At 69.6% G+C, this 23,809-nt stretch carries 21 protein-coding genes; 11 read left to right on the top strand and 10 right to left on the bottom strand.

The genetic code is table 11. From position 1 onward, the window contains the following. Positions 1-217: 217 nt before the first annotated feature. The 6 genes from ACFQWG_RS07075 to ACFQWG_RS07050 all read right to left on the bottom strand — a co-directional run bounded on the left by ACFQWG_RS07075 (position 218) and on the right by ACFQWG_RS07050 (position 7,935). Complete coding sequence (locus ACFQWG_RS07075; RefSeq protein WP_380973654.1) at positions 218-1,570, bottom strand: MmgE/PrpD family protein; 1,353 nt, start codon at positions 1,568-1,570, stop codon at positions 218-220. Between the two features lie 97 nt (positions 1,571-1,667). Next, entirely contained in the window at positions 1,668-3,023 is a 1,356-nt protein-coding gene (locus ACFQWG_RS07070; RefSeq protein WP_380973651.1) for an anaerobic C4-dicarboxylate transporter family protein, read from the bottom strand. A 13-nt stretch (positions 3,024-3,036) separates the two neighbouring features. Then, a complete protein-coding gene (locus ACFQWG_RS07065) occupies positions 3,037-4,314 on the bottom strand; it encodes a lyase family protein (RefSeq protein WP_380973648.1) in 1,278 nt (425 codons plus the stop codon). A gap of 250 nt (positions 4,315-4,564) precedes the next feature. Then, positions 4,565-5,818 (bottom strand): lyase family protein, encoded by a 1,254-nt coding sequence (locus tag ACFQWG_RS07060; RefSeq protein WP_380973646.1) that lies wholly within the window; start codon positions 5,816-5,818, stop codon positions 4,565-4,567. Between the two features lie 1,005 nt (positions 5,819-6,823). Continuing rightward, positions 6,824-7,270, bottom strand: coding sequence for a DUF2304 domain-containing protein (locus ACFQWG_RS07055; protein ID WP_380973643.1), 447 nt, complete (start codon positions 7,268-7,270; stop codon positions 6,824-6,826). Beyond that, positions 7,270-7,935, bottom strand: a complete 666-nt coding sequence (locus tag ACFQWG_RS07050) for a glycosyltransferase family 2 protein (protein ID WP_291498299.1) — start codon at positions 7,933-7,935, stop codon at positions 7,270-7,272. Before ACFQWG_RS07050 ends, ACFQWG_RS07055 begins: the two co-directional genes overlap by 1 nt. A 165-nt stretch (positions 7,936-8,100) precedes the next feature. Here ACFQWG_RS07050 and ACFQWG_RS07045 point away from each other — a divergent pair, with 165 nt between their 5' ends. Genes ACFQWG_RS07045 through ACFQWG_RS07035 form a run of 3 tightly spaced genes read left to right on the top strand, consistent with a single transcriptional unit; the run spans position 8,101 to position 11,022 of the window. Next, entirely contained in the window at positions 8,101-8,820 is a 720-nt protein-coding gene (locus ACFQWG_RS07045; RefSeq protein ID WP_380973640.1) for an acyltransferase, read from the top strand. After that, on the top strand, positions 8,813-9,982 hold the full coding sequence (locus ACFQWG_RS07040; RefSeq protein WP_380973638.1) for a DegT/DnrJ/EryC1/StrS family aminotransferase: 1,170 nt from the start codon (positions 8,813-8,815) through the stop codon (positions 9,980-9,982). The genes ACFQWG_RS07045 and ACFQWG_RS07040 overlap by 8 nt, the downstream gene beginning before the upstream one ends. Next, a complete protein-coding gene (locus tag ACFQWG_RS07035; RefSeq protein ID WP_380973635.1) occupies positions 9,979-11,022 on the top strand; it encodes a Gfo/Idh/MocA family protein in 1,044 nt (347 codons plus the stop codon). The genes ACFQWG_RS07040 and ACFQWG_RS07035 overlap by 4 nt, the downstream gene beginning before the upstream one ends. A gap of 73 nt (positions 11,023-11,095) precedes the next feature. Here the strand turns inward: ACFQWG_RS07035 and ACFQWG_RS07030 are convergent, their stop codons facing one another. Together ACFQWG_RS07030 and ACFQWG_RS07025 are read right to left on the bottom strand one after the other, a co-directional pair. Continuing rightward, positions 11,096-12,292: a glycosyltransferase gene (locus ACFQWG_RS07030; protein ID WP_380973632.1), complete on the bottom strand. Its 1,197-nt coding sequence runs from the start codon at positions 12,290-12,292 to the stop codon at positions 11,096-11,098. Beyond that, the gene (locus tag ACFQWG_RS07025) at positions 12,289-13,668 is read right to left on the bottom strand and encodes a lipopolysaccharide biosynthesis protein (RefSeq protein WP_380973629.1); all 1,380 of its coding nucleotides are present in this window, start codon (positions 13,666-13,668) and stop codon (positions 12,289-12,291) included. Before ACFQWG_RS07025 ends, ACFQWG_RS07030 begins: the two co-directional genes overlap by 4 nt. A gap of 277 nt (positions 13,669-13,945) precedes the next feature. On the opposite strand from ACFQWG_RS07025, the gene ACFQWG_RS07020 reads away from it, so the two are divergent. Further along, positions 13,946-15,103 carry a glycosyltransferase gene (locus tag ACFQWG_RS07020; protein WP_380973626.1) on the top strand — a complete coding sequence of 386 codons (1,158 nt, stop codon included), beginning with the start codon at positions 13,946-13,948 and terminating at the stop codon, positions 15,101-15,103. 70 nt (positions 15,104-15,173) lie between these two features. Here ACFQWG_RS07020 and ACFQWG_RS07015 read toward each other — a convergent pair whose 3' ends face one another. Further along, the gene (locus ACFQWG_RS07015) at positions 15,174-16,289 is read right to left on the bottom strand and encodes a UDP-N-acetyl glucosamine 2-epimerase (RefSeq protein ID WP_380973623.1); all 1,116 of its coding nucleotides are present in this window, start codon (positions 16,287-16,289) and stop codon (positions 15,174-15,176) included. Further along, complete coding sequence (locus ACFQWG_RS07010; protein ID WP_380973621.1) at positions 16,286-17,473, bottom strand: hypothetical protein; 1,188 nt, start codon at positions 17,471-17,473, stop codon at positions 16,286-16,288. The genes ACFQWG_RS07015 and ACFQWG_RS07010 overlap by 4 nt, the downstream gene beginning before the upstream one ends. Positions 17,474-17,541: 68 nt before the next feature. Between ACFQWG_RS07010 and ACFQWG_RS07005 the strand changes: the two genes are divergently transcribed. The 7 genes from ACFQWG_RS07005 (at position 17,542) to ACFQWG_RS06975 (ending at position 23,761) form a co-directional block, all read left to right on the top strand. Next, positions 17,542-18,501, top strand: coding sequence for a DUF3097 family protein (locus ACFQWG_RS07005; protein ID WP_380973618.1), 960 nt, complete (start codon positions 17,542-17,544; stop codon positions 18,499-18,501). 113 nt (positions 18,502-18,614) lie between these two features. Continuing rightward, positions 18,615-19,634 (top strand): heat-inducible transcriptional repressor HrcA, encoded by a 1,020-nt coding sequence (hrcA, locus tag ACFQWG_RS07000; protein ID WP_380973615.1) that lies wholly within the window; start codon positions 18,615-18,617, stop codon positions 19,632-19,634. A 46-nt stretch (positions 19,635-19,680) separates the two neighbouring features. Then, the gene (gene dnaJ / locus ACFQWG_RS06995; RefSeq protein ID WP_291498287.1) at positions 19,681-20,805 is read left to right on the top strand and encodes a molecular chaperone DnaJ; all 1,125 of its coding nucleotides are present in this window, start codon (positions 19,681-19,683) and stop codon (positions 20,803-20,805) included. A 15-nt stretch (positions 20,806-20,820) separates the two neighbouring features. Continuing rightward, complete coding sequence (locus ACFQWG_RS06990; protein ID WP_380973611.1) at positions 20,821-21,627, top strand: 16S rRNA (uracil(1498)-N(3))-methyltransferase; 807 nt, start codon at positions 20,821-20,823, stop codon at positions 21,625-21,627. A gap of 12 nt (positions 21,628-21,639) precedes the next feature. Further along, positions 21,640-22,440, top strand: a complete 801-nt coding sequence (locus ACFQWG_RS06985) for an ABC transporter ATP-binding protein (RefSeq protein WP_380973609.1) — start codon at positions 21,640-21,642, stop codon at positions 22,438-22,440. Further along, positions 22,437-23,192: an ABC transporter permease gene (locus ACFQWG_RS06980; protein WP_380973606.1), complete on the top strand. Its 756-nt coding sequence runs from the start codon at positions 22,437-22,439 to the stop codon at positions 23,190-23,192. Before ACFQWG_RS06985 ends, ACFQWG_RS06980 begins: the two co-directional genes overlap by 4 nt. Next, complete coding sequence (locus tag ACFQWG_RS06975; RefSeq protein WP_380973603.1) at positions 23,189-23,761, top strand: TetR/AcrR family transcriptional regulator; 573 nt, start codon at positions 23,189-23,191, stop codon at positions 23,759-23,761. The genes ACFQWG_RS06980 and ACFQWG_RS06975 overlap by 4 nt, the downstream gene beginning before the upstream one ends. Positions 23,762-23,809 lie beyond the last annotated feature (48 nt).

Below are 23,809 nucleotides of genomic sequence, written 5' to 3'. Positions count from 1 at the left end.
AACGTCACTAGAAAGTGAGAGTGGTTCCACTCCGGCGCGTCAGTCGTGGATCAGCCAAGTCGAACGGCCCGCTCGCCGAAGTCATCGCGATCCGCTGCGGCACTGACCGCCGTTCCGTTCGGGTCCGTGAGAAGGGCCTCCGCGGCTGGGCCAAGGCCGCCGAGGGTGTCCCCGACCCGCTCGGATGACGACTGGAACGGCTCGGCGGAGCGGGGCTCTAGCAGAGATCGGTGAGGTCCCGCACATTTGCCGCGCTTTCCAGCGCCGTGAGGGATGAATACAGCTCCGCGGCTCCGCTCGTGCCCAAGACCGGAGCACACAGGCCCATGAACTTCTCGCGCATCTCCGGGTCGGACAGGCGGTTCAGAGGGTTTCCTCGCGCATAATCCCTCCTGGTTTCGACGGCAGTCCCGTCCCGAAAGTCCACACGGATCTTCACCGGAGCGTCGGCTGTCATCCCTCGTTCAGCGAGTTCAGGGTCGACGGCGGGATAGATCTTTTTCATCAATTCCTGGACCCTCTCATCCTGAACGTAGGAGTCGTTGTTGAACACTTCGAGGGTCGTCTTTCTATGAACAATTGGGCAGGCGATTGCATATTGCATCGAGAACTTGGATTGCATTGCTGTCTGGGGAAGCGGGTGGACCAGTTCCATCGGCGATAGAATGCTGGTTCCGACATGTATGGACTCGATCTCCGCCGGATCGGATTCTCTCAGCTGAGGATGTTCGAGAATCGCCTCGATCGCAGGGGCCATCCCTGAGCAGCAAGAGAAACGTTTGTACATCAGACCCGGGTCTTGCAGCTCCCAATTCGTGCTGGGTTCATATCTCACAGAATTTGGAGGAATGCCGGCGAAGACCTGGAAGAACCCGTCCGTCCCCTCCAGCGCTGTCAGAGATGACGTCGTTCCTGCCCTGGCCAGCTCGGCGGCTTCCAGACCCCGTTCGGCTGCTGCTCCCATGTGCAGGGCTTTCACGTGCGTTCCGAAGTTCGCCCGGAGTCCGGAAGCGTATGAGCAGGAGATCCCGATCGCCATGGCCGTTGTGGCCTTGTCGCATCCGAGCAGCACGGAAGCTGCCGTGGCGGCGCCGATGACACCGAAGACCGGCGAACAATGCCATCCTCGCTCAGAGGTCGTCGGATTGGCGACTCGTCCGATTCGACCGATGACCTCCAGGGCGATCAGATATGCCCGAATCACGTCGGCGCCTGTCGCATTGGCCTCTTCGGCGGCACAGACTATTGCAGGGGCCAGGGCCGCTGTCGGGTGCCCCAGCGTTGATTGGAGACAGTCGTCGAGGTCGTAGACGTGTGCAGCGTAGCCGTTTCCCAGGCAGGCCATCGGCGCTTCTACTTTCATAGAAGTGCCGAGGAGGGAGCTGCCGCTTGAGGACGAGTGCATCTGGATATGCCTGAGAATTGGCTTGGCGGCTGGGTTCTGAAATCCGGCGATAGTGACACCGAAGAAGTCGGAAATGGCGCGTTTGGTCTCGTCCGTCACGTCCTTCGGAGTCGTGTCGACATCGATCTGCCATATGTCATCCAACAGATCCTCTACGTAGCTCATTTTTCTCCTTTGAATGATGGATGCGTTGAACGCAGTTCGTGGCTCATGCTCAGTTCGAGCGTGCCGGGCTTCGCCTCGTGCTGGTCGGCATAACGGGCTATGAGATGACCGAGATCAGCACGGTTCCGATAGCGACGGTGATGATCATGTTGATGACGCCTGGCACGATGAATGAGTGATTGAAGACGTACTTCCCGATTTTCGTGCTTCCTGTGTCATCGATCGCGACGGTTCCGACAACAGTCGGATAGGTCGGAAGGAGGAAGAACCCGGCGACGGCGGGGAAACTGGCAACAGCGACCGCGGGACTGACCAGGCTCAAGGCAAGAGGCATGAGTGCCTTTGCGGTGGCCGCCTGAGAGTACAGGAGGGAGGAGGCGACCACGAGGACCACCGCAAGCAGCCAAGGCGCGGATTCCAGCACCCCGCCGAGGGCGTTGACGATGGTGTCCTGGTTGGCCGTCACGAAGGTCGTCCCCAGCCATGCGACGCCGAGGCAGCAGACGTAGGAGCTGCCACCGGACTTGAATGTGGAGGTGCTGAGAACGTCCTCGACTCTGACCTTGCAGAATGCGACGATCGCAGCTCCCGCGGCGAGCATCGCCGAGATGATCGCGGTGTCGCGCGGCAGAACGGGAGTCTCGACGATACCGACCTGGGGGCTGATCAGGATGGCGTACGTGATGATGAGGATGAGCGTGATCACGAAGATCCACACGGAGCGCTTGGCGCTCGTGGTCACCTTTGATCCGAGATGAGAGAGCTCGCGGTCCAGGGCCTCGGTGGACAATCCATCGGGACGGGGCTCGCCGGAGGCGTTCCCCGCGGACATCTTCTGCGACTCCACGGAGGACAGAGTCAGTGTTCCTCGGACCTTGTCGATGGCAAGCATGATGGCCGCAGTCGCGATGATGCCGATCAATGTTGCGGGGATCGTCGTGCCCAATAGACCGAGGTAGCCGATGCTCGGATCTTTCTCGTCGAGTACCCCGGAGAAGTAGACCACGGCCGCGGAGACAGGTGAGGCGACGATTGCGGTCATTGAAGCGATTGCGGACAGTGTGAGAGGACGGGAAGGACGCATATTGGTGCCCTTCGCGACCTCTGTGATGACGGGGAACAGCGCGAAGGAGGACATCCCGGTGCCACTTGTCACGACGAGCAGCCACGTGACGACCGGGGCGAGGAACGCCAGTTGCTTGGGGTGTCTCTTGAGCAGCGTGCCGGTGAGATACACGAGATAGTCCATGCCGCCAGCCGCCTGCATGGCGGCCGTCGTCGTGATGACGGCCATCATGATGACGATGACGTCGAGTGGCATGTCACCAGGAGTCACGCCGAGGCAAGCTAATGCCAGAACGCCAATTCCTCCAGCGAATCCGATGGCGATACCGCCCAGCCTCGCGCCGATCGCGATGGCGATGAGGACGACAACCAGTTGAATCCAGATCATGTCAACGCTCCTCTCAATGTGTGTCGCCCACGATGTGGACGGAGTCGGGGTCAGTCTCGGCGCGCAGGTTCGCCGCGTGGTCGTATCCGTGGGCCTCGGAGACCTCCACGAAGCGATCCGTGCCGTAGGCGTTCTTCGTCGCCATCACGTCGAGATCCCATTCCATGGCGTCGAAGCACCGCTCACGGAACAGTTGGGACCCCTGGATGATGTTGTCCATCGCGCCGATCATGGCCTCAAGGAAGATGGGCTCGAAGACGTTGATCTCAAGCTCTCCGGCGTCTGCGGCCTCCTCGACCATGTCGACCCACCCACGCACGCGAATCATGCAGGTCATGGTCGCCTCGGGAATCGTGGGATTCACCTTGCCGGGCATGATCGAGGATCCGGCCTGAAGCTTCTTCAGCTTGATCTCGCGGAACCCGCCTTGAGGACCCGAAGAGAGGAGACGGACATCGGCAGCCAGCTTGTAGAGGATCATCGAGGCGCGCCGGAGGACGTGTGCAGCCGCGACGATCTCATCGACATTGGCCATCGCATCGAAAAGGTCCTCAGCCTGCCGATAGGGGCGACCTGTCGTTTGGGCCAGGTACTCGGTGGCCTTGCGGCCGTACCCATCCGGGGCGCCGATCCCAGTGCCGATCGCGGTTGCGCCCAACGGGACGGAGTACAGAGCGTCGCGGGCGGCTTCGACTTCTCTGATGATTCGAGCAACAGAGGTCGCCTGCCCCTGATGGGTCTGGCCGATGGTGAGAGTCACTGCGTCCATGAGGCACGTACGACCGAGCCGACGCTCGTCGCCGTACGCCTCCGCCTTCTCGAGGAGGCTGGAAAGGAGCTGTCGGAGCTCGGCGACGACCGCGTCGAGGCGGCCGACCAGACAGATGTGCATGGCGGTCGGATAGGTGTCGTTGCTCGACTGCGCATGGTTCACGTCGTCGATGGGCTCGACTGCGCGGCCGTCACCGAGGATCTCCGAGGCGAGGGCGGCGATGACCTCGTTGAAGTTCATGTTCGTCGTGGTCGCTGAGCCACCAGCCTGGAGCTTTGAGATGAACTGATCGTTGTAATCTCCCGTGAGGATCGCGTCGCAGGCACGGACGATCGCCTCGCAGATGTCGGGAGCGACGATCCCTGTGTCGCGACCCGCCTGGGCGCACGCCCGCTTCACCTGCGTGTAGGCGTCGACGAAGTCCGGGTATTCTGAGATTGATGGTCCGTCTGGAGAATTCGAGAGGGCGTTCGCGGTGAAGCTGCCGTAGTAGGTCTTTCCTGAATTGTTTCGCGTCATCGAGATGTGTCTTCTTTCTGGTTTCTGGGTGTGACGGCAGCACGGGAGATCGCTCGGCTGTGGTCAGCGACTGTGCTGGTTTGGTTCTTGGATCGGTCGTGCCGCGGTGAATGGGGCCGTTTGCGGTGGTGATCGCGTGTTCAGTGCGGCGTCCTCGTCGGTGGGAGCGGTGTCGCGAATGCAAAGGATGTGCCGTCTGCGCTCTGTTGTGATGCGGTTGGACGAGCGGCTCTGCTCCTGCTGTCTGAGGTCATGGGATGTCGTGCTTGGCGTTCGTCCAGTACTCCGTGACCTCACGGGTTGTCTCCTCGTAACCGACCTCGGAGGACTTCTTGATCCACCTGTCGAAGGCAGCCGATGCATTGGCCTGCAGACGGGAGCCATCCCAGGTGAGGCCCTTGATGCACTTGTCCGCGAAGATCGTGGCGGAAGATTTGAGGTCGTCGAAGATGTCGATGAGGCTGTCGATGATGATGGGCTCCATGATGTTCAACTCGAGCTCGCCGGCCGCAGCGGCCATCTCCACCGTGCTGGACGTTCCGCGGATCCGATAGCTCAGTTGCATGACATACTCGGGAATCACCGGATTGATCTTGCCGGGCATAATGGACGACCCTGCCTGAGTAGCGGGGAGCATCACCTCCTCGATCCCGGCCAAGGGCCCCGAGGAGAGGACCCGGAGGTCTTGTGCGATCTTCGCCATCGTGAGGGCTGCGCGAGCGCCGGCATGGGCGATGCGGGCGTACGGGTCGAGGTTTGCGAGAGCGTCGAACATGTCCGGGGAAGGAGCCAACTTGCGTCCGGTCAGCTTCGAGAGCTGAGCGACGGCTTCCCGGCGGTAACCGGATGCGGCACCGATGCCGCTCCCGAGAACCGTGGCGCCGAGAGGGATCTCGGTGAGCGCAGACACCGCCGTGCGCAACTGGCTCGTCGTCCGGCGGATCGCTGCGGAGTGCGATCTGTGGGTCTCTCCGACGGTCAGGGTGACGGCATCCTGAAGGCAGGTCCGTCCGAGCCGGATCGTCTGGTCGTACTCATCCGCCTTTGAGTCGAACGCGAGGGCCAGGTCGTCCAACGCCCGGATCGGGGCTTCGGCGAGGTCCAGGACAGTCAGAGCCATCGCAGTGGGATAGCTGTCATTCGTGGACTGTGACGCGTTGACGTGATCGTTCGGGTGGATCAGCGTGCCAGCGATCTCAGATGCCCGGGCGGCGATGACCTCGTTGACATTCATGTTGGTGGTCGTTCCGCCGCCGCCCACGACGAGGGCTGTCGGGAACTGCTCGTTGTGCAGGCCCTGCGCCACCTCGTGGGCGGCCTGTTCGATGGCCTGCGCCTGGGAACCGGAGATCACTCCGAGCTTCCGGTTGGCTTCGGCGGCTGCCTCCTTGACCAGCCCGTAGTTCTTGATGAGCATCGGGACGTCCGAGGCTCGGCGGCGACCTGGTCCGAAGTTCTCGACACCAAGTTCCGTCTGCTTGCCATACAGGTGTTGGCCCGTCACTGTCTTCCCCCTCTGAGCTTGCGCATACGGCCAGACGCGTCGACGCGGGTCGATTTGCGGTGACCACAGAACCGGCGCATCCGACGCGCCGTCGACATCTCTTGTCGCGGCGGGGACTCGTGAGGTCTGTGGACACACCGAAGCTATCGCCAGAGCGTCCTCGTCGTCGACGCATGTTGTTATACAAGCAACAGTAAAAAACGGATTCACAAAGGAGATGGCGATAATCGATCAATATGCTGCTATCACAACAGCACGTGGATGCGGATCGAATCGACGGTGCCGACGGGGGGCGCTCCGGCGAGCCAGGTCGGTCCTCGTTCCCGACGAGCCGGACAAAGCGGCACGGGAACCTCGATCTCCCCCGCGCCAGGCGCCGCCTCGCGGGCTCTCGCCTTCACGTCTGGGGGCATCTTCCGCTTATCGGGGTGGTGGACTCCGCGAGGCGCGCGAGGCCCGCCCGATCGACGGGCTGATCGTTGGGAGCGTTCTTTGGAGACTCCGCCAGCGGGACGTCTCGGTGGGATGCGAGGTGGGCATGGACGCAGTTCGAAGCACTGGCCCCATCCGCGGTGGGGCACTCACATCTCTTGGACTGTCACTGCCCCAGGGTCGATGGCCGAATCGTTTTCGGCAAACTAGTGGAGTCTCTGAAGCGGGGAGTCCTCAACGAGGGCGGCGCCGACCCCGGGCGCTCAGCCGCGACGATCCGGCGCAAGAGGGGCGCGTGAATCCGGGCAGGCCTATTCGAGAGGCGCGGACAGTCGAGCCGGCAGGGCGGGGCAAACAGGGCACAATGCGTTTCCGGCTGGCCGAGGGGACGGGGCTGCGCATCGGGTTCGATCTGCCCAGCCGATAACGGCGCCATCGCCCGCCAACTCATCCAGCACGCCCGGACCGCCCGCAGCCAGGGCGCCGGCCCTGCGCGCCGCCCGTGAACAACCCAACAGAACCTCTCACATGAGGCCGCGCGTCTTGCCCGTGACGGCCGACCACGGTGGGCGCTCAGACCGGGTCCGGGGGCTGGCCCGATCCGGCTCCAGCACCGGGATCCGGGTCCGTCTCCTCGCCGGACCCGGCGTCGGGGCCGCCCTCCCGCCCGGGGTCGCGCACCGTGTCCAGGGCGACGGCCCGCGCCAGCCCCGTCAGACGCTTCTCAGCGGTGGAGTCGCGTCGGTAGGCCGTCGCGATCTGCGCGAACAAGGCCAGCACGAGGACGTAGACGAGCAGGTTGATCCCCCGGTCGACGCCGAGCCTCCAGGCCACCCGATTGAGCAGGCCCGGGAACATGACGGCGAACATGGCGAAGACGATGGTGCCCACCATGACGACGCGGCGCAGGGCCAGATGCCCCTGGGAGCGGACGGGACGCACGATCACCCACGCGATGAACAACAGGGCGACCAGTAGGATCGCCTTGATCAGCCAGTACCTGGTCTGGGGGTCGTCCATCAGCCCATCACCAGCTCGACGAGGATGTTGACCGAGTTCAGCAGGGATTGCCCCTTCGATCGCGAGTAGTCGGTGTAGCGGATGCGGACGGGGACCTCCCGCCAGGGCAGTCCGGTGCGGGCCAACTGGGTGACGATCTGGGTGGCGTGGGCCATCCGGTTCTGATCGAGGTGGACGGCCCCCAGCGCATCGCGGCGGATCAGCCTCAGCCCGTTGTGCGCGTCAGTGAGATGCATGCGCGTGCGCCACCGCGTGACGGCCGCGGCCACCTTGAGGACGGCTCGGCGCGCGCGTCCCGTCTCGGTAGGGCCCTCAAGGAAACGCGAGCCCAGGACGATGGCGAGGTCATCGCTCCGGGCGGCGTCGACCATGCGGACGGCGTCCTCGACGCGGTGCTGGCCGTCGGCGTCGAAGGTGAGGGCGAAACGCGCATCCGTGCGGCGCAGGACGTAGTCGAACCCCGTCTGCAGGGCCGCCCCCTGCCCCAGATTGATGGGGTGGGTCGCCACATGGGCGCCAGCGGCGAGCGCCCGGTCGCCCGATCCGTCGGCCGATCCGTCGTCGACGCAGAGGACATGGGGGAACACCGCCCGAAGTCCGGAGACGACGTCGTCGATGACGGCGGCCTCGTTGTACAGGGGAACCACCACCCAGACGTCGTCCATGTCGGTCACGACCACTATTGTGCCCGCATCGAACGATGGCGTGGCGCCATCGGCCCCCATCGCGGTCGCGGGCGCCGCAAAGGGCACCAGGTCGGACGGCTGCGGACGGACGGCGTTCCGCGTCGGGGAACGTAGGATTGGGGGCAGTCCGACCAAGGGAGAACGATGCCGCAGGATCCCGCAACCGCCGCCGCGCCGGGTGACGGCGTCGCCATCGCCGCGACCGCTGACGTGGACCCGCGCGCCCGCATCGGCACCGGGACCCGTGTGTGGCACCTTGCACAGGTGCGCGAGGACGCCGTCATCGGCTCTGACTGCATCATCGGCCGGGGCGCCTACATCGGCACCGGGGTCCGTATGGGCGCCCGCTGCAAGGTGCAGAACCAGGCCCTGGTCTACGAACCGGCGGAGCTGGCCGACGGCGTGTTCATCGGTCCGGCCGCAGTCCTCACGAATGACCACGCCCCGCGGGCCGTCAATCCCGATGGCTCCCTGAAGTCCGCCGCCGACTGGGATCCTGTCGGGGTCGCGATCGGGCGGGGCGCGTCGATCGGGGCGCGTGCCGTGTGCGTCGCGCCCGTGTCCATCGGCCAGTGGGCGACCGTCGCGGCCGGTGCTGTGGTCACTCACGATGTCCCTGCGTTCGCCCTGGTCGCCGGCGTCCCGGCTCGCCGCGTCGGGTGGGTGGGCCGCGCAGGCGTCCCCCTGGTCCCGGCAGGCCCCGGCGACGGCCGCGCCGAGTGGTCGCACGCGCGTGACCACTCGGCGTCCGGGGCGCGGGACGCCCTCGCCGATGCGGGCGACCTGTGGCGCTGTCCGGCCACGGGCGCCTTGTACCGCCAGACCGCACCGGACACCCTCGAGGAAGCCGACCGCAATGACTGAACAGATGATTCCCGCAGCCCACCCGATCATCGGGGATGAGGAGATCGAGGCCGTCGGCGCCGTGCTCCGCTCGGGCATGCTCGCGCAGGGCCCCCAGGTGGCGGCCTTCGAAGAGGAGTTCGCGGCGGCGCTCACCCCCGGAGCGGAGGCCGTGGCGGTGAACTCGGGGACGTCGGCCCTGCACCTGGGGCTCCTCGCCGCCGGGATCGGACCGGGGGACGAGGTCATCGTCCCCTCCTTCACGTTCGCCGCCACGGCGAACGCGGTGGCGATCACGGGTGCTGCGCCGGTGTTCGCCGACATCGACCCCGAGACCTTCTGCCTGTCGCCCCAGGCGGCCGAAGCGGCGATCACGCCGCGGACGGCCGCTGTCATGCCCGTGCACCTATACGGTCATCCGGCCGATATGACGGCATTCTCCCGGATCGCCCAACGTCACGGTCTCGCCCTCTTCGAGGACGCGGCCCAGGCCCACGGCGCCTCGCTCGGCGGGAGGCGCGTGGGGACGTTCGGCGTGTTCGGCGCGTTCAGCCTGTACCCGACGAAAAACATGACGGCCGGCGAGGGAGGCATGGTGACCACCTCCGACGCGGGGCTCGCCCGCCGTGTCCGCCTCCTGCGCAACCAAGGCATGGAGAGGAGGTACGCGAACGAGCTGGTCGGCCTCAACAACCGGATGACCGACATCCATGCTGCGATCGGCCGCGTGCAACTGGCCAAGCTGCCGGCATGGACCGAGCGGCGCCGCGCGAACGCCGCGTTCCTCGACCGGGCGATCCGCGAGGGGCTGACGCAGTCCGGCCTGCCCGCCTCCGGTCCGGAGTCCGTCGTCGTGGTGCCCCCGGTCGCCGCGGGAGCGGGCCACGTCTATCACCAGTACACGATCCGCGTGAACGGGGCGTCGGGGGAGCAGCGCGACCGTTTCGCCGAGGCGCTGCGCGAGCAGTGGCAGGTCGGATCCGGCGTGTTCTACCCGATCCCGAACCATCGCCTGCCCTCCCTGGCGTCCTTCGCCCCGGGCCTGGACCTGCCTGAGACGGAGCGCGCAGCCCGTGAGGTCGTCTCACTGCCCGTCCATCCCGCGCTCTCGCGGGACGACCTCGAGCGGGTGGCCCGCGCCGTCACGGCGTGCGCCCGTGACCGCGCTGAGGGGCACGCATGACCGTGAGGGGGACGGGCGGGCCGTCCGGGGGAAATCAGAACGAGGGCGTCGCCGCCCCGCTGCGCGTCGGCGTGTTGGGGATCGGCTCGATGGGCCGCCACCATGTCCGCAATGTGCGGGCGACACCGGGTCTGGACCTGGTGGCGGTCGCGGATCCGGCAGGCGACCGTTTCGGCGTCGCCGGCGGCCTGCCGCTGCTCGGCGGGGTCCAGGAGCTCATCAACGTCGGCCTCGATGCGGCGATCATCGCCGTGCCCACGGTCTTCCACGAGGACGCGGCGCTCGCACTCGCGGAGGCGGGTGTCCACACCCTCGTCGAGAAGCCGCTGGCCGTCGACGTCGCCGCGGGCCGGCGGGTCGCCGACGCGTTCGACCGGGCGGGACTGATCGGTGCGGTCGGCTACGTCGAACGGTGTAACCCGGCCCTCCTCGACATGCGCCGGCGCATCGCAGAGGGCCAGCTGGGCGCCATCCACCAGATCGCGACCCGGCGCCAGTCGCCCTTCCCGGCCCGCATCTCGGATGTCGGCGTGGTCAAGGACCTCGCCACCCACGACATCGATCTCACGGCATGGGTGGCCGGCGCGCGCTATGAGTCCGTGTACGCGCAGACCGCCTATCGTTCGGGGCGCGAGTTCGAGGACATGGTCGTCGCTTCCGGTCGCCTCGAGGGCGGCATCCTCGTCAACCACCTGGTGAACTGGCTGTCCCCATACAAGGACCGGACGACGATCGTCACCGGCGAGCGCGGGGCTCTGGTCGCCGACACCGCGATGAGCGATCTCACCTATTACGAGAACGGCTCGATCCCCCTCGAGTGGGATCAGATCGCCGCGTTCCGCGGGGTCTCCGAGGGCACCGTCACGCGGTACGCGCTCGTCAAGCGCGAGCCGCTCGCTGTCGAGATCGAGCACTTCCGCGACGCCGTGCGCGGAGCGGGCTCCGACCATGTCACGATGGCCGAGGGCGTCGAGACCCTGCGCGTCGTGGAGGCTGTGCTGGAGTCCGCCCGCACCGGGGAATCCGTCCGCCTGTCCTGATCATCCGCGCTTTTCCGCCGAGTGGTCGCCCGCATGCGACCACTCGGCGGAGGGTCGCTGTCGGGGAGGCTGCTCAGATCCGCGGAGCCGCCTCTGTGAGATCCCGGTAGATTCCCAACAGCTCGCGCGTCGATGCGGCGAGCGACCGTTCGGCGACCACCCAGCGGCGTGCCCGGCAGCCCATTTCGGCGAGCTCGTCGTCGGGCATCGCGAGGATGCGGGTGAGCGCGTCCGCCAGCGAGCCTGGGTCGCGCTCGCGGGTGGCGAAGCCAGTGGAGCCGTCGACCATCATCTCGGGTGTCCCTCCGACCGCGTTGGCGACGACCGGGGTCGCGCACGCCTGGGCCTCCAGCAGCACCAGGCCCGCGGCCTCGGCGCGCCCGCCGGCCATGGTGCGGGTCGGGAGGACCAGGGCGTCGGCCGCCCGCATCCGCTCGCGCACAGCGGCGCGATCCAGCGCGCCCACCCACCTCACGCGCCCGGGGTCGAGGGCGGCCGCCCGGCGGATCTGCGGAGCCAGTGGGCCGTCCCCGACGATGGTGAGCCGATGAGGGTGAATCAGGGCCAAGGACTCGGAGACGGCCAGCAGATCCATGATCCCCTTGAGGGGAGTGAGTGCCCCGACGAACAGCAATTCCCGCGAGTGGTCACGTGCATGCGACCACTCGGCGGGTGTGGGCGCGGGCGCGAACCAGTCGGTGTCGACTCCCTGATAATGGACCCGCAGGCGGTGCGCGGGGACGCCGTTCCTCACGGCCGTGTCCGCCAGGTAGCGGGACACGGCTAGGACGGCCGCAGACACCTGGGAGGCGGCGTCCAGGTTGCGCTGCATCCAGCGTCCGGCGATCCGACTCGCAGGGGCGCGGGACGCCCTCGTGAGGGAGCCTCCGAAGGCGTCGGCCCCGTGGAGCGTGGTGACGAGCGGGACTCCCAGGGCCCGAGCGGCATGGACGGCGGGCAGTGACCACGTCGCGGCGTGCTGGTGGACGACGTCGGGGGACCAAGCGCGGATCTCGTGCTCCATCTGGGACTGGAAGACCCACGCGAGCCGTGATCGGGAGGCGGGGGATAGCTGGAAGGGGCCCAGTCGGGCCGGGGCCGCGTCGGTCACGGGGATGCGTTCGCGCACGGCCGGGTCGCGCACGTCGGAGGCGAAGGTGAAGGCGTGGACATCGATGTCGGGGGTTTCCTTCTGGAGGGCCAGCGCGTGTTGGACCGCGAAGTACGTCGGCGGGATCTGCCATGTCGCCTTGGCGAGTGCGAGTCTCATGCCGGAGCGTCCCAGCCCGCAGTCGGAGGGACTGCGGCGTCCCATTGCGTCGCCACCCGCCGGGTGAGGAGCACCAGTCCTGCCAATAGAACGGCCATCATCGTCGAAACGATCCACACCAGGGTGACGATCCCTATGCCATGCGCACCGAGCAGCGCGATGGCTGCCAGCGGTGCCGCGGCATATACGCAGGCGAACGTCAACATTGCGCCTTGACGGTCGGCGACGACAAAGACGGTTGAGATCGGCGACGTCGCCAGGTTGAGGTAAAGCCACGGCACCAGGGCCCGGGCGATCTGGCCGGCAAGCTCCCATTGGTCACCGAGGTACCAGGGAAAGAGCCACGGGGAGATTACGCCCAACAGGGCGAAGGGGATGAGTCCCGCGAGGAGCGACATCCGCACCGATTTGTCGACGAGCGCCCGCATCTGTCCGCGCGGCGTGGTAGCGAACCGCTGGAAGAAGACCTGGGAGACCGCGCCGTTGATCAGTGCCAGGGGGGCTTGCATGAGAAGCCAGGCCTTGCCGAACTGGCCCTGGACGGCGACCGTGTAGTCGAGGCCGATGAGCAGGACGATCCCGTTTGTCCTCACGGCGTCGACCAAGGCGTTCGGGGCATTGAACAGAGGCATGCGCCGGTAGCGGCGGAGGAGGGCGCGCGTGGACGCGGCTGGCGCTTCCTCGTCTTCTGCTCGTCGAGTGGTCGCCCGCTTGCGACCACTCGCGACGGTCGAAGGATCCTGACGCCATGCGTCGCGCCCCCGCCACAGCATCGTCAATGCCGCGAGGACCTGTCCGAGGACCTGCCCGAACATCTGTCCGCCGATCCCACCGGCGTGTCCCGTGGCTCCGGCCAGGATGCGGGCGCCCTCGACCGTGGCGGCCTGCTGGAGTCGATTGGCTGAGATCGCTGAGTAATTGATTGTGCGTGTGAACCAGTACCCCATGAGGTTGACCGTGGCGGTCGCCCAGACGATGACGCCGGACCAGCCCAGCCACGGCGCCAGTTCCGGCCGGTTCATCCAGCTCGCGATCGTGGGGGCGGCTGCCCAGGTGAACGCCGACGTCACGATGGAGGCGATCGTGGCGATGACGAGGACGGCGCGAACCAGCTTCCGCGCGTCGGCGTCACGCTTCGGCAGGACGACGGCCATGTCGTAGCGGAGTCCGGCGATGACGGCCACGGTCTGGGGAATCGCCATGAAAGCGACGAAAGAGCCGTATTCCTGCGGGCCGAAGTAGCGGGAGACGACTGGCTGGGTGAGCAGCATGATGACCTGGGAGAGCACGGTGCCCGACATCAGCGTGCCCACATTGACCGCGGTGGGTGAGCGCGCGAGGAGGGCGCGCGCACGCTGCCAGGGGCCGGATCTCACCCGCCCATTGTGGCACCCGGGTGGAAGCTGGACCGGGAGCGGGGACCACGGCCCCGCCGAGTGGTCGCGCGCATGCGACCACTCGGCGAGTCCGGGGGAGTGGCGCGGAGTCGGGCGCGCCTGGCGGTGAGGCACACTTGGAGCGTGGCGGTCCGCGCCGCCTCGTCTGTCGTCCCGCCCGTCGATCGGAAAGCCACCCGTGATCCGTCCTCGTCGATCCCCGAGATCCCCTTCTCCCCACCCGGGCTCTGCGCGCCGGACCCCCCCGCGCATCCTCGTGGCGACCCGGATCTTCACGCCCGAGGCGGCGGCCGCGGCCTTCCGCCTCGACGCGCTCTCCCGGGCGCTGCGCGGCGCTGGAGCACGGGTGCGGGTGCTCACCTCGAGGCCCCCGGACCTCGACACCTCCCGGGATCCCGAGGGCGTCAGCATCCGTCGTGCCCGGACGCTGCGGGACCGGTCCGGCTACCTCAAGGGCTACCTCCAGTACCTCTCCTTCGACGCACCCCTGGCGGCGCGCCTGCTGGCCACTCGCCCGCGCCCGGACGTCATCGTGGCCGAGCCGCCGCCGACCACGGGCGCCGTCGTGCGCGTCACCTCCTCCCTGCTGGGCGTCCCCTACGTCTATTACGCGGCCGACGTGTGGTCGGACGCCTCGGAGTCGATGGGGGCGCCGCGTGCCGTCGTGAGGGCCCTGCGCGCCGTCGAGCGCTTCGCGCTGAGCGGGGCGACGCGAGTCATCGCGGTCAACCAGGGCGTCGCCGACCGCGTCCGCGAGCTCGGCGCGCGCGACATCGAGGTGGTCCTCAACGGGATCGACATCTCCCTGTTCAACCCGGCCGGGCCGCCCTCGTCGGGCGAGGCGGAACTAGGGGACCTCCGCGACGCCCCGTACCTGGTCTACGCCGGCACGGCCTCGCAGTGGCAGGGCGCCGGCATCTTCCTCGACGCCTTCGCCCGGGTGCGCGAGGAGTTCCCCGACCTCCATCTCGTGTACTTGGGCCAGGGCTCCGACATGGAGGCGATCGCCCGGCGCGCTGAGGGCGATCCCCGCGTCCACGTCCTCGGCCGGCGCCCGCCCGAGGAAGCCGCCGTGTGGCAGGCGCGGGCACGGGCCGCCCTCGTGTCGATCGTCCCGGGGCGGGGCTACGACTTCGCGTATCCGACGAAGGTGCTGGCGGCGCTGTCCTGCGGGACGCCGGTGGTCTACGCGGGCACCGGCCCCGTCGCAGAGGACGTGGCCGGGGCCGGCCTGGGGGCTGTCGCAGCGTCCTTCGACGCGGGGGCCGTCGCCGACGCCGTCCGCGACGTCCTGGCGCGCCCACGCGAAGGGGCCCGCCTGCGCTCGTGGGTGGCCGCTCACCGCTCGCTGGCAGTCACCGGGAGGGACGCCGCCGAGGTCGTCCTCGGCGTTGCCCGCCGGTCCCGAAGCTGACGGGCGCCGGCGAGGCCGTCCCCGCGGGCCCGGAGCCGATCCCGCGGGGAGACCGCGGCGGAGACCGGTCTCAGCCGGCGCGCTCGGCCAGCACCCTCGCGACGCGGTCGGCGGTGTGCCCGTCGCCGTACGGAGCGGCGCCGGTGTCCTCGGGGCGGGGGCGGGTCGCGGCGGACACAAGGTCCGGACCGGGCCCGACCAGGACGTTCCACCCGAGATCCACGGTCTCGACCCATTCGGTGGTCGGCCGCACCGTGGTGGCGGGGACGCGCAGCAGGAAGGCCTCCTTCTGCAGCCCGCCGGAGTCCGTGATGACGCCGCGGGCCGCCAACACGGACGCCACGAGTTCGCGGTACCCGAGGGGGCGATGGACCAGGAGACAGCCGCCTCCGTCGAGGGGCGACGGCCCGCAGACCCCGGGATCCTCCGGGGAGGGGAGCAGCGGGATGCCGTACTCGGCGCACCGGGCCACCAGACGGGGGTGGGCGAGCAGCACGACGGGGTGTCCGACAGCGGCCAGCGATCCCAGGACGCGGCGCAGCCGGGCGGGATCGTCGGTGTTCTGGGGACGGTGGATGGTGGCGACGGAATAGGCGCCGGGTTCCACGCCGAGCTCCCGGGCGAGCGGCGAAGGCGCGCCGGCCACCGCGTCGCGCGTGTCCAGCAGGACATCGGTCATGACGTCCCCGACGACCATCGTGCGCGCGCCCAGGCCCTCGTCGGCCAGGTGCTCGGCCGCCACCGAGGTCGGAGCGAGGAGGAGGTCGGCGGCGTGGTCGGTGAGGACGCGGTTGATCTCCTCGGGCATGGCTCGGTCGAAGGAGCGCAGCCCCGCCTCCAGATGGGCGACGGGCAGATGGGTCTTCACCGCGCACAGCGCCGCCGCCAGCGTGGAGTTCGTGTCGCCGTAGACCAGCACCCAGTCGGGGGCGAGCCCGGGGATCGCGTCGTCGAGCGCCTCCAACATCCGACCCGTCTGGTGCCCGTGTGACCCGGAGCCGATCCCCAGGTGCACATCGGGGGCCGGGATGCCGAGTTCCTCGAAGAAGACCTCGGAGAGCATCGGGTCGTAGTGCTGGCCCGTGTGGATGATCGCGTGGTCGACGCCGGCGCGGGAGAAGGCGTGGGCGACGGGCGCCAGCTTGACGAACTGCGGGCGGGCGCCGACCACGGAGACGACCCTCATGCGCGGGCCTCCTGCCCGTCCGCACCGTGCTCCGGCCCCAGCCCCAGCGGACCCTCGAGGATGTCCCGGGCGACGCGCGCCTCGGACTCGAAGCTGAGGCCGCGAGCCGCGGCGTGGGAAGCGGCCTTGAACGTCGCGACGCGCTCAGGGGTGAGTGTCCGCAGCGACTCGACGATCTGGGGGAGCTCGAAGCCGGAGGAGACCACGCCCAGCCCATGGGCGTCGACGACCTCCGCCATCTCGACGGCCGGGCCCACCGCCAGGGCGAGCCGCGCCTGGACGAAGTCGAAGAGCTTGTTGGGCAGGGCGAGGCGCGCATTCGTCGAGTAGGGGGGAATCCAGTACACGCCGACGTCGTAGGCGTTGAGCGCGGCCGGCAGGTCGGCGGGGGGAACGGGGTCGTGGAAGGTGATCGCGGGACTGCCGGCGGCGCGGCGCCGCAGGGCCCGCAGGTAGCGGCCGCCGTCGCCCGCGGGCACCAGGTACAGGTCCAGGGTGAAGCGACCGCCCGCCGCCAGCGTCGCATCGATGATGGTCTCCAGGGAGCGCCCGGGCACGGCGCCGCCGGAGTGCGCGAGCCGGATCGGGCCGTCGGGCGCGACCGGGCTGGGGGAGAGGTCCGCGAACGGGGCGGCGTTGCGCATCACGCGGGGGCGGATCCCATATCGCTCGGCGTAGAGCTCGGCGATGCGCGCGCCCACCGTCGTCGAGGCCGCGACCCGCGGGAGGCCATCGCGGCAGACGTGATCGATCCAGGGGGCGACCAGCAAGCGCCATGACCGTACCTGGGTGCGTTCCTCGGGCGCCCACTCGTGCAGATCCGCCCAGACCGGCGCGCCGTCCGCAACGGCCAGCGCCAGGGGCAGGGATCTCGCGTCATTGGCCACGACGGCGTCGAAGGAGCGGCCCCGCAGCGCCGAGAGGGCGGCACGCGCGCCCGGGGCCTGCAGGTCGGCGGCCCGATGGCGGTGCAGGGCGAGGTTCGCCACCCCGGCCGGCGTCTGGGGCAGGGAGGGGGCGCCGGCGGGGATCTCGAGGTGCTCGTCCGAGTACGGGGTGGCGGGCCCGTAACCCAGCGTCGTCACCGCTCCGTAGCCGGCGACGACGCCGAGCTGGCGCAGGACCCGCGCATCGCGTCGGAGCTGGGAGAAGGAGAGGTCGAGGATGCGCGCGCGGGAGCCCATGAGGCCATCGTAGGGGCCTGCGGGCGGTGGGGATTCCCCCGGAAGGGCGAGGCCCTAGGCTGGGGTCCGTGGCCTTCCCCTTCGACACCCCTCGGGCCGGTGCCTCCCGCCGCGCGCCGGGACCCGGCCCCGCCGACCCCTACGGCACCGATGTCCTTCGCCTCGATCCGCATCGCGACGGGCCCGGCGCCCGGCGCCCGCGCTCGCGGGAGGTCCGGCTGGAGACAGGCATGGTCCTCGAGGATGTCCAGACGGGGTTCGTCGGCGCGGTGATCCGGGTGGAGACGTCCGGCGGCATGCGCATCGTCGAACTGGAGGACCGCAGGGGGCGTCGCCGTTCCTTCCCCCTGGGGGGAGGGTTTTGGTTGGAGGGGCGCCCGATCGTCGCCCTGCCCCCGCTGCCCGGCCCGGCGGCCGCGGCTCCCGGGGACGGGCTCACCGGACCGGGGGGGCGCCGCCTGACGAACTCCGGCTCCGTGGCGGTCTCGCAGCGGCGCGCCCGTGTGGCGCGCGCGAGCCGGATCTGGGTGGAGGGGCGCCAAGACGCGGACCTGGTCGAGCACGTGTGGGGCGACGACCTGGCCGAGGCGGGGATCGTCGTGCAGCTGCTCGAGGGCGTCGACAACCTGGAGGAGGTCCTGGAGGTGATGGGCCCCACTCCGGACGTCCGGGCGGGCGTGCTGGTGGACCACCTCATCGAGGGCTCGAAGGAATCGCGTATCGCCGGGCGGGTCCAGGACCGTTGGGCGGGCGCGGTGCTGGTCGTGGGGCACCCCTTCGTCGACGTCTGGCAGGCCGTGCGGCCCGCCCGCGTGGGGCTCCCCTCCTGGCCGGAGGTGCCGCGCGGCACCGATATCAAGCATGGCACGTTGGAGGCGCTGGGGTGGCCCCATGCCTCGCAGGCCGACATCGCGCAGGGGTGGCGGCGCATCCTCGCGCGGGTGCGCGACTACCGAGATCTGGAACCGGCCCTGCTGGGGCGCGTGGAGGAGCTCATCGACTTCGTCACTGAGCCGGGGGCCAGGTGACGGGGTAGACTTGGCACTCGGATTGTGGGAGTGCCAGTGGCCTGGGTGGCACGCGCCGCATCGGCGGGGACGGCTAGAGACGGCGGGATCGTGAGGATGGGAGGCGGCGCAGGATGAGCGATGATCGGCGCCTCGACGTGCTGCGGGCCATCGTCTCCGAGTACGTGCGCACGCGCGAGCCGGTGGGGTCGAAAGCGATCGCCAGCACCCGGGACCTGGGCGTCTCCCCGGCCACGATCCGCAACGACATGGCGGTGCTGGAGGACCAGGGCCTCATCTACCAGCCTCACACCTCAGCGGGCCGGGTGCCGACCGACAGGGGGTACCGGCTGTTCGTCGACCGCCTGGCCACGCTCAAGCCGATGAGCCCCCCGGAGAGGCGCGCGGTGGAGGCGTTCCTTTCCCAGAGCGTCGACCTGGACGACGTGGTCAACCGGACGGTGCGCCTCCTCGCCCAGGTGACCCGGCAGGTTGCCGTCGTCCAGTATCCATCCCTGAGCACGTCGACCCTGCGCCGTCTGGAGCTCGTCGGCATGGGCGAGCATCGCGTGCTCATCGTCGTCATCACGAACGAGGGCCGGGTCGAGGAACGCATGCTCGAGGTCAGCGGCGAGGTGGACGGCGCGGTCGTGCGCGATCTGCGCGCCCGCCTCAACGCCGAGTTCGAGGACAAGGCCGCCGACCAGGTCCGGTCCGTGCTCGAGCGGATCCGCGAGACGACGCCCCCCGAGCGGGCCGAGGTCGTCGAGGCCGTTTGCGACGCCCTCGTGGAGATGCTGCGCCCCAGCTCCGAGGCGCGTTTCGTCATGGCCGGCATCTCCAACCTCGCGCGCGCGGGCGGCCTCGACTTCCGCGACGTCGTGCCCGTCCTCGACGCCCTGGAGGAGCAGATGGCTCTGCTGCGGCTCTTCTCCGAGGTCGACCCCGACGACGACCAGGTGCACGTCACGATCGGGGCGGAGAACCCGCACGACGCCTTCGCGGAGGCGTCCGTGGTCTCGGGAACCTATGGCGGCCGCGACCGGCACGACGCCCACCTGGGCGTCGTCGGCCCCACCCGGATGGACTACCCGCGCACGATGTCGGCGGTCCGGGCCGTCGCCGCCTACCTCTCGCGCTTCCTGGCCGGCTGAGGCCGGGCATGCGCACCTGTCCATCCATCGACGAGGACCACAGCGAGTGAACGACTACTACGAGATCCTGGGCGTGCCCCGGGACGCCAGCCAGGACCAGATCAAGAAGGCCTACCGCAAGAAGGCCCGCCAGCTCCATCCCGACTATGCGGGGCCGGAGTCCGAGGAGGCGTTCAAGGATCTCTCGGTCGCCTATGAGACGCTCTCGGACCCCCAGAAACGCCAGATGTACGACCTCGGCGGCCCTGAGGCCGTCCACGGCGGCGGCGCGGGCGGCATGGGCGGCGATGGTTTCGGGTTCGCCGACATCTTCGAGTCGATGTTCGGAGGGTCGTCGTTCGCGTCCTCGTCGGGGCCGATCCCCCGGGCGCGTCGCGGGCAGGACCAGCTGCTCGCCGTCGAGGTGACCCTGGAGGAGGAGACCTTCGGCGCGACGAAGGACATCTCCCTCGACACCTACATCCGCTGTCCGCGGTGCGAGGGCACGTGCTGCGAGCCCGGCACACGCCCCCAGACCTGCCCCGTGTGCCGCGGGACCGGGTCGGTGACCCGCGTCCAACGCTCGCTTCTGGGCAACATCCGGACCCAGACGCCGTGCTCGGCGTGCCAGGGCCATGGATCCACGATCCCCTCTCCCTGCCATGAGTGCTCCGGGGAGGGCCGCGTGCGCACGCGCCGCAGGATGAGCGTCGACATCCCGGTGGGGGTCGACAACGGCACCCGCATCCGCCTGTCCGGCCGGGGCGAGGTCGGCCCCGCCGGCGGCCCTGCCGGCGACCTCTATCTGGAGGTCCGCGAGAAGAAGCACCCGATCTTCACCCGGCGCGGCGACGACCTGCACACGTGGATCACGGTCCCGATGACCACCGCCTCGCTGGGCACCGTCTTCCAGCTGCAGACCCTGGACGGCCCGCGCGAGGTGACCATCGGCGCCGGCACCCAGCCCCAGGAGGAGATCGTCCTCAAGGGACTGGGCGTCGGGCGCCTCCAGCGCTCGGGACGCGGGGACCTGCGCGTCCACGTCGACGTCGAGATCCCCCGACGTCTGGACGACCGCGCGCGCGAGCTGCTCGAGCAACTGGCCGATCTGCGCGGGGAGAGCCGGGTCGAGCCGCATCGGGGGGACCAGTCGATGTTCGACCGTCTGCGCGACAAGCTCTCCGGACAGTGACGGACGAGCCGCGCCATGACCCTGCCGGTGTTCCTGGCCGACGACCTGCTGGTCCCGTCGGCGGCGGCGCTGCGTCCCGGTGACGCGGCGCGCCTGGAGGGCGCCGAGGGGCGTCACGCCGCCCTTGCCCGCCGTCTGGCGGTCGGCGAGCTCCTCGATGTCGTCGACGGGGCGGGGCTGCGCCTGACCTGCGAGGCGACGGCCGTGTCCTCGGCGGGCGCTGAGCTCCTCGTGCGCGCCCGCCGCGAGGAGCCGGAGCCGCGTCCCGCTCTCGTCCTGGTCCAGGCCCTGGCCAAAGGCGGACGTGACGAGCAGGCCGTCGAGACGGCGACCGAGATCGGCGTCGACCGCGTGGTGCCCTGGCAGGCGAACCGGTCCGTCGTCCGGTGGCAGGGCGCGAAGGCGCAGCGCGGGCGGGCGAAGTGGCAGGCGCTCGTCCGGGCGGCGGCCAAGCAGTCGCGCCGGGCTCGGATCCCCGAGGTCCTTCCCGTCCTGGACTCGAGGGGGCTCGCCGCGTGGGTGCGCGGATTCGCCGACGAGGGCGGCCGCTGCCTGGTCTGCCACGAGGAGGCCGTTCGGGCACTGACCGCTCATCTGGAGGAGCTGGGGGCCGACCTGGGCCGGGCGGCCGGGATCGCGATGATCGTCGGGCCGGAGGGCGGCGTCGATGCCGCCGAGCTCGAGGCGCTGCGCGCGGCGGGAGCCGTCCCCGTGCTGCTGGGTCCCCATGTCCTGCGCTCGGCGAGCGCGGGTCCGGCGGCCGCGGTCCTCGTCAGCGCGGCGACCGGACGCTGGTCGAGAGCTCGGGAGAATGGCGCGTGATACTGTCATCACATGATGAATTCATCGAGTGATGACATCTTGCCGACCGGGGTTCCCCGCCGGGCGGAACCTTCCGCCGGGTCCTGCGGCGGAGCGGCGATCCGGGTCGCCGGACTCGATGTCTCGCGTGGCGGGACACCCGTGCTCCGCGACGTGTCGATGACGGTCCCGCGCGGAGCGGTCGTCGGGCTGCTCGGCCCCTCGGGATGCGGCAAGACGACTCTGATGCGCGCCATCGTCGGTGTCCAGGCGATCGCCTCCGGATCGGTCACCGTGCTCGACCGGCCGGCGGGGGACCGGGGCCTGCGCGGCCGCATCGGCTACGTCACTCAGCGGCTGTCCGTCTACCCGGACCTCTCCGTGCGCGACAACGTCTCCTACTTCGCCGCGCTGTCCGGCGTCGGGTCCGGGCGCGTCGACCTCGTCATCGACCAGGTCGGACTGGGAGAGCTCTCCCGGCGTCGCGTGGGCGCCCTGTCCGGCGGCGAGGCCAACCGGGCGTCACTGGCCTGCGCGCTGGTCGGGGATCCCGAGGTCCTCGTCCTCGACGAACCGACGGTCGGCCTCGATCCGATGACGCGCGAGGACCTGTGGGAACGGTTCCGCGCGCTGTCCGACGCGGGCCGCGCGCTGTTGATCTCCTCGCATGTCATGGACGAGGCCCTGCGCTGCGACGGCCTCGTCCTCATGCGCCGGGGCCGCGTCCTGGCCGCGCTGACGCCGGGGGAGCTGCTGGCGCGCACAGGGGAGGAGACCCCCGACCGGGCCTTCCTCACCCTCATCAGGAGCGGGCAGGAGGGGGAAGGACGATGAGCCTGCGAGCCTACCGCGCGACGACCCTGCGCGTCCTGCGCCAGCTCGGGGAGGACAGGCGCACCGTCGGCCTGGTCCTCGGCGTCCCCACCGTGCTGCTCGTCCTCCTCTACCTCGTCTACCTCGATGTGCCGACGGCGCCGGGGGCGAGGCCGCTGTTCCCCTCGATCGCGTTGTCGATGCTCGGGATCCTGCCGATGGCCGTCATGTTCCTCGTCACCTCGGTGGCGATGCAGCGCGAGCGCTCGTCGGGCACGGTCGAGAGGCTGTGGACGACCCCGCTGCGCCGTGGCGACCTCCTCGCCGGCTACGCGACCGCATTCGCGGCGACCGCGGTCGTGCAGTCGCTGATCCTGTGCGCCGTCGCCTTCTGGTTCCTCGGCGTGGAGACCGAGGGGTCGCCGGCCTGGGTGCTCGTCGTCGCCGCCCTCGACTCGGTCGTCGGCGTCGCGCTGGGGCTCGCCGCGAGCGCCTTCGCGCGCAGCGAGTTCCAGGCGGTCCAGTTCATGCCCCTGGTCGTCGGCCCCCAGATCTTCCTGTGCGGTCTGCTCGTGGCGCGCGAGGCGATGCCGGAGGCGCTGCGGTGGGTCTCCGACGCGCTGCCCATGAGCTACGCCGTGGACGCGCTGACGACGATCCGCGACGAGGCCGGAGCGACGTCCTCGTTCATCGCCGACCTCGTCGTCCTCGCGGCCTTCGGCGCCGGCGCCCTCGTCCTCGCGGCGTCAACGATCCCCCGGAGGACACGATGAGCGCCGAGCGCACCCGCGCCCGCATCCTCGACGCCGCGCGCCGCGCATTCGCCCGCGGGGGGTTCGAAGCGACTTCGGTCCGCTCCATCGCGGCCCTCGCGGGCGTCGACCAGGCCCTGGTCCACCACTACTTCGGGACGAAGCGCCAGCTGTTCCTCGAGGCCATCGAGGTGCCGATGGACCCGGCTGAGCTCCTCGCCCCGGTCCTCGCGGCGCCGCGGGAGCAGATGGGAGAGGCCTACCTCCGTGCCGTCCTCGGGCTGTGGGACTCCGAGGCGGAGCCAGCGCTCGTCTCGACGCTGCGCACGCTCGTCTCCTCCCCCGACGGGCAGGCGGTCATCGGAAGCTTCGTCCTCGAGGTCGCCCTGCGGGCCCTCGAGCCCGCGGTGGACGACGGATCGGGGTCGGCCCGGCTGCGCCTGTCGCTGGTCGCCTCCCAGACGGTCGGGCTGATCCTTGCGCGCAAGGTCGCCCGGATCGAGCCGATCGCCTCGATGGCGGCCGACGACCTCGCCGCCCTGGTCGCTCCGACGATCCAGCGGTACATGACCGGGGAGCTGCCCGGCTAGACTCGTCGTGACCGCTCGACTGGCCGACCGGAGGAGTGTGTGGGCGCA

Source organism: Schaalia naturae (assembly GCF_042665795.1).
In the GTDB taxonomy this organism is placed as follows: Bacteria; Actinomycetota; Actinomycetes; order Actinomycetales; family Actinomycetaceae; genus Pauljensenia; species Pauljensenia naturae.
The sequence above is the reverse complement of the archived record's forward strand: the minus strand, read 5'-3'. Positions and strand labels throughout refer to the sequence as shown.

Bases quoted from the DNA above. Each gene is read 5' to 3' on its own strand.
- ACFQWG_RS07065 (WP_380973648.1), bottom strand. From the start codon at position 4,314: ATGACGCGAAACAATTCAGGAAAGACCTACTACGGCAGCTTCACCGCG.
- ACFQWG_RS07030 (WP_380973632.1), bottom strand. From the start codon at position 12,292: ATGAGACTCGCACTCGCCAAGGCGACATGGCAGATCCCGCCGACGTAC.
- ACFQWG_RS06975 (WP_380973603.1), top strand. From the start codon at position 23,189: ATGAGCGCCGAGCGCACCCGCGCCCGCATCCTCGACGCCGCGCGCCGC.
- ACFQWG_RS07010 (WP_380973621.1), bottom strand. From the start codon at position 17,473: ATGGGCTCCCGCGCGCGCATCCTCGACCTCTCCTTCTCCCAGCTCCGA.
- ACFQWG_RS07015 (WP_380973623.1), bottom strand. From the start codon at position 16,289: ATGAGGGTCGTCTCCGTGGTCGGCGCCCGCCCGCAGTTCGTCAAGCTG.
- ACFQWG_RS06985 (WP_380973609.1), top strand. From the start codon at position 21,640: ATGATGAATTCATCGAGTGATGACATCTTGCCGACCGGGGTTCCCCGC.
- ACFQWG_RS06980 (WP_380973606.1), top strand. From the start codon at position 22,437: ATGAGCCTGCGAGCCTACCGCGCGACGACCCTGCGCGTCCTGCGCCAG.
- ACFQWG_RS07070 (WP_380973651.1), bottom strand. From the start codon at position 3,023: ATGATCTGGATTCAACTGGTTGTCGTCCTCATCGCCATCGCGATCGGC.
- ACFQWG_RS07050 (WP_291498299.1), bottom strand. From the start codon at position 7,935: ATGGACGACGTCTGGGTGGTGGTTCCCCTGTACAACGAGGCCGCCGTC.
- ACFQWG_RS07035 (WP_380973635.1), top strand. From the start codon at position 9,979: ATGACCGTGAGGGGGACGGGCGGGCCGTCCGGGGGAAATCAGAACGAG.
- hrcA (WP_380973615.1), top strand. From the start codon at position 18,615: ATGAGCGATGATCGGCGCCTCGACGTGCTGCGGGCCATCGTCTCCGAG.
- ACFQWG_RS07055 (WP_380973643.1), bottom strand. From the start codon at position 7,270: ATGGACGACCCCCAGACCAGGTACTGGCTGATCAAGGCGATCCTACTG.
- ACFQWG_RS06990 (WP_380973611.1), top strand. From the start codon at position 20,821: ATGACCCTGCCGGTGTTCCTGGCCGACGACCTGCTGGTCCCGTCGGCG.
- ACFQWG_RS07045 (WP_380973640.1), top strand. From the start codon at position 8,101: ATGCCGCAGGATCCCGCAACCGCCGCCGCGCCGGGTGACGGCGTCGCC.
- ACFQWG_RS07040 (WP_380973638.1), top strand. From the start codon at position 8,813: ATGACTGAACAGATGATTCCCGCAGCCCACCCGATCATCGGGGATGAG.
- ACFQWG_RS07075 (WP_380973654.1), bottom strand. From the start codon at position 1,570: ATGAGCTACGTAGAGGATCTGTTGGATGACATATGGCAGATCGATGTC.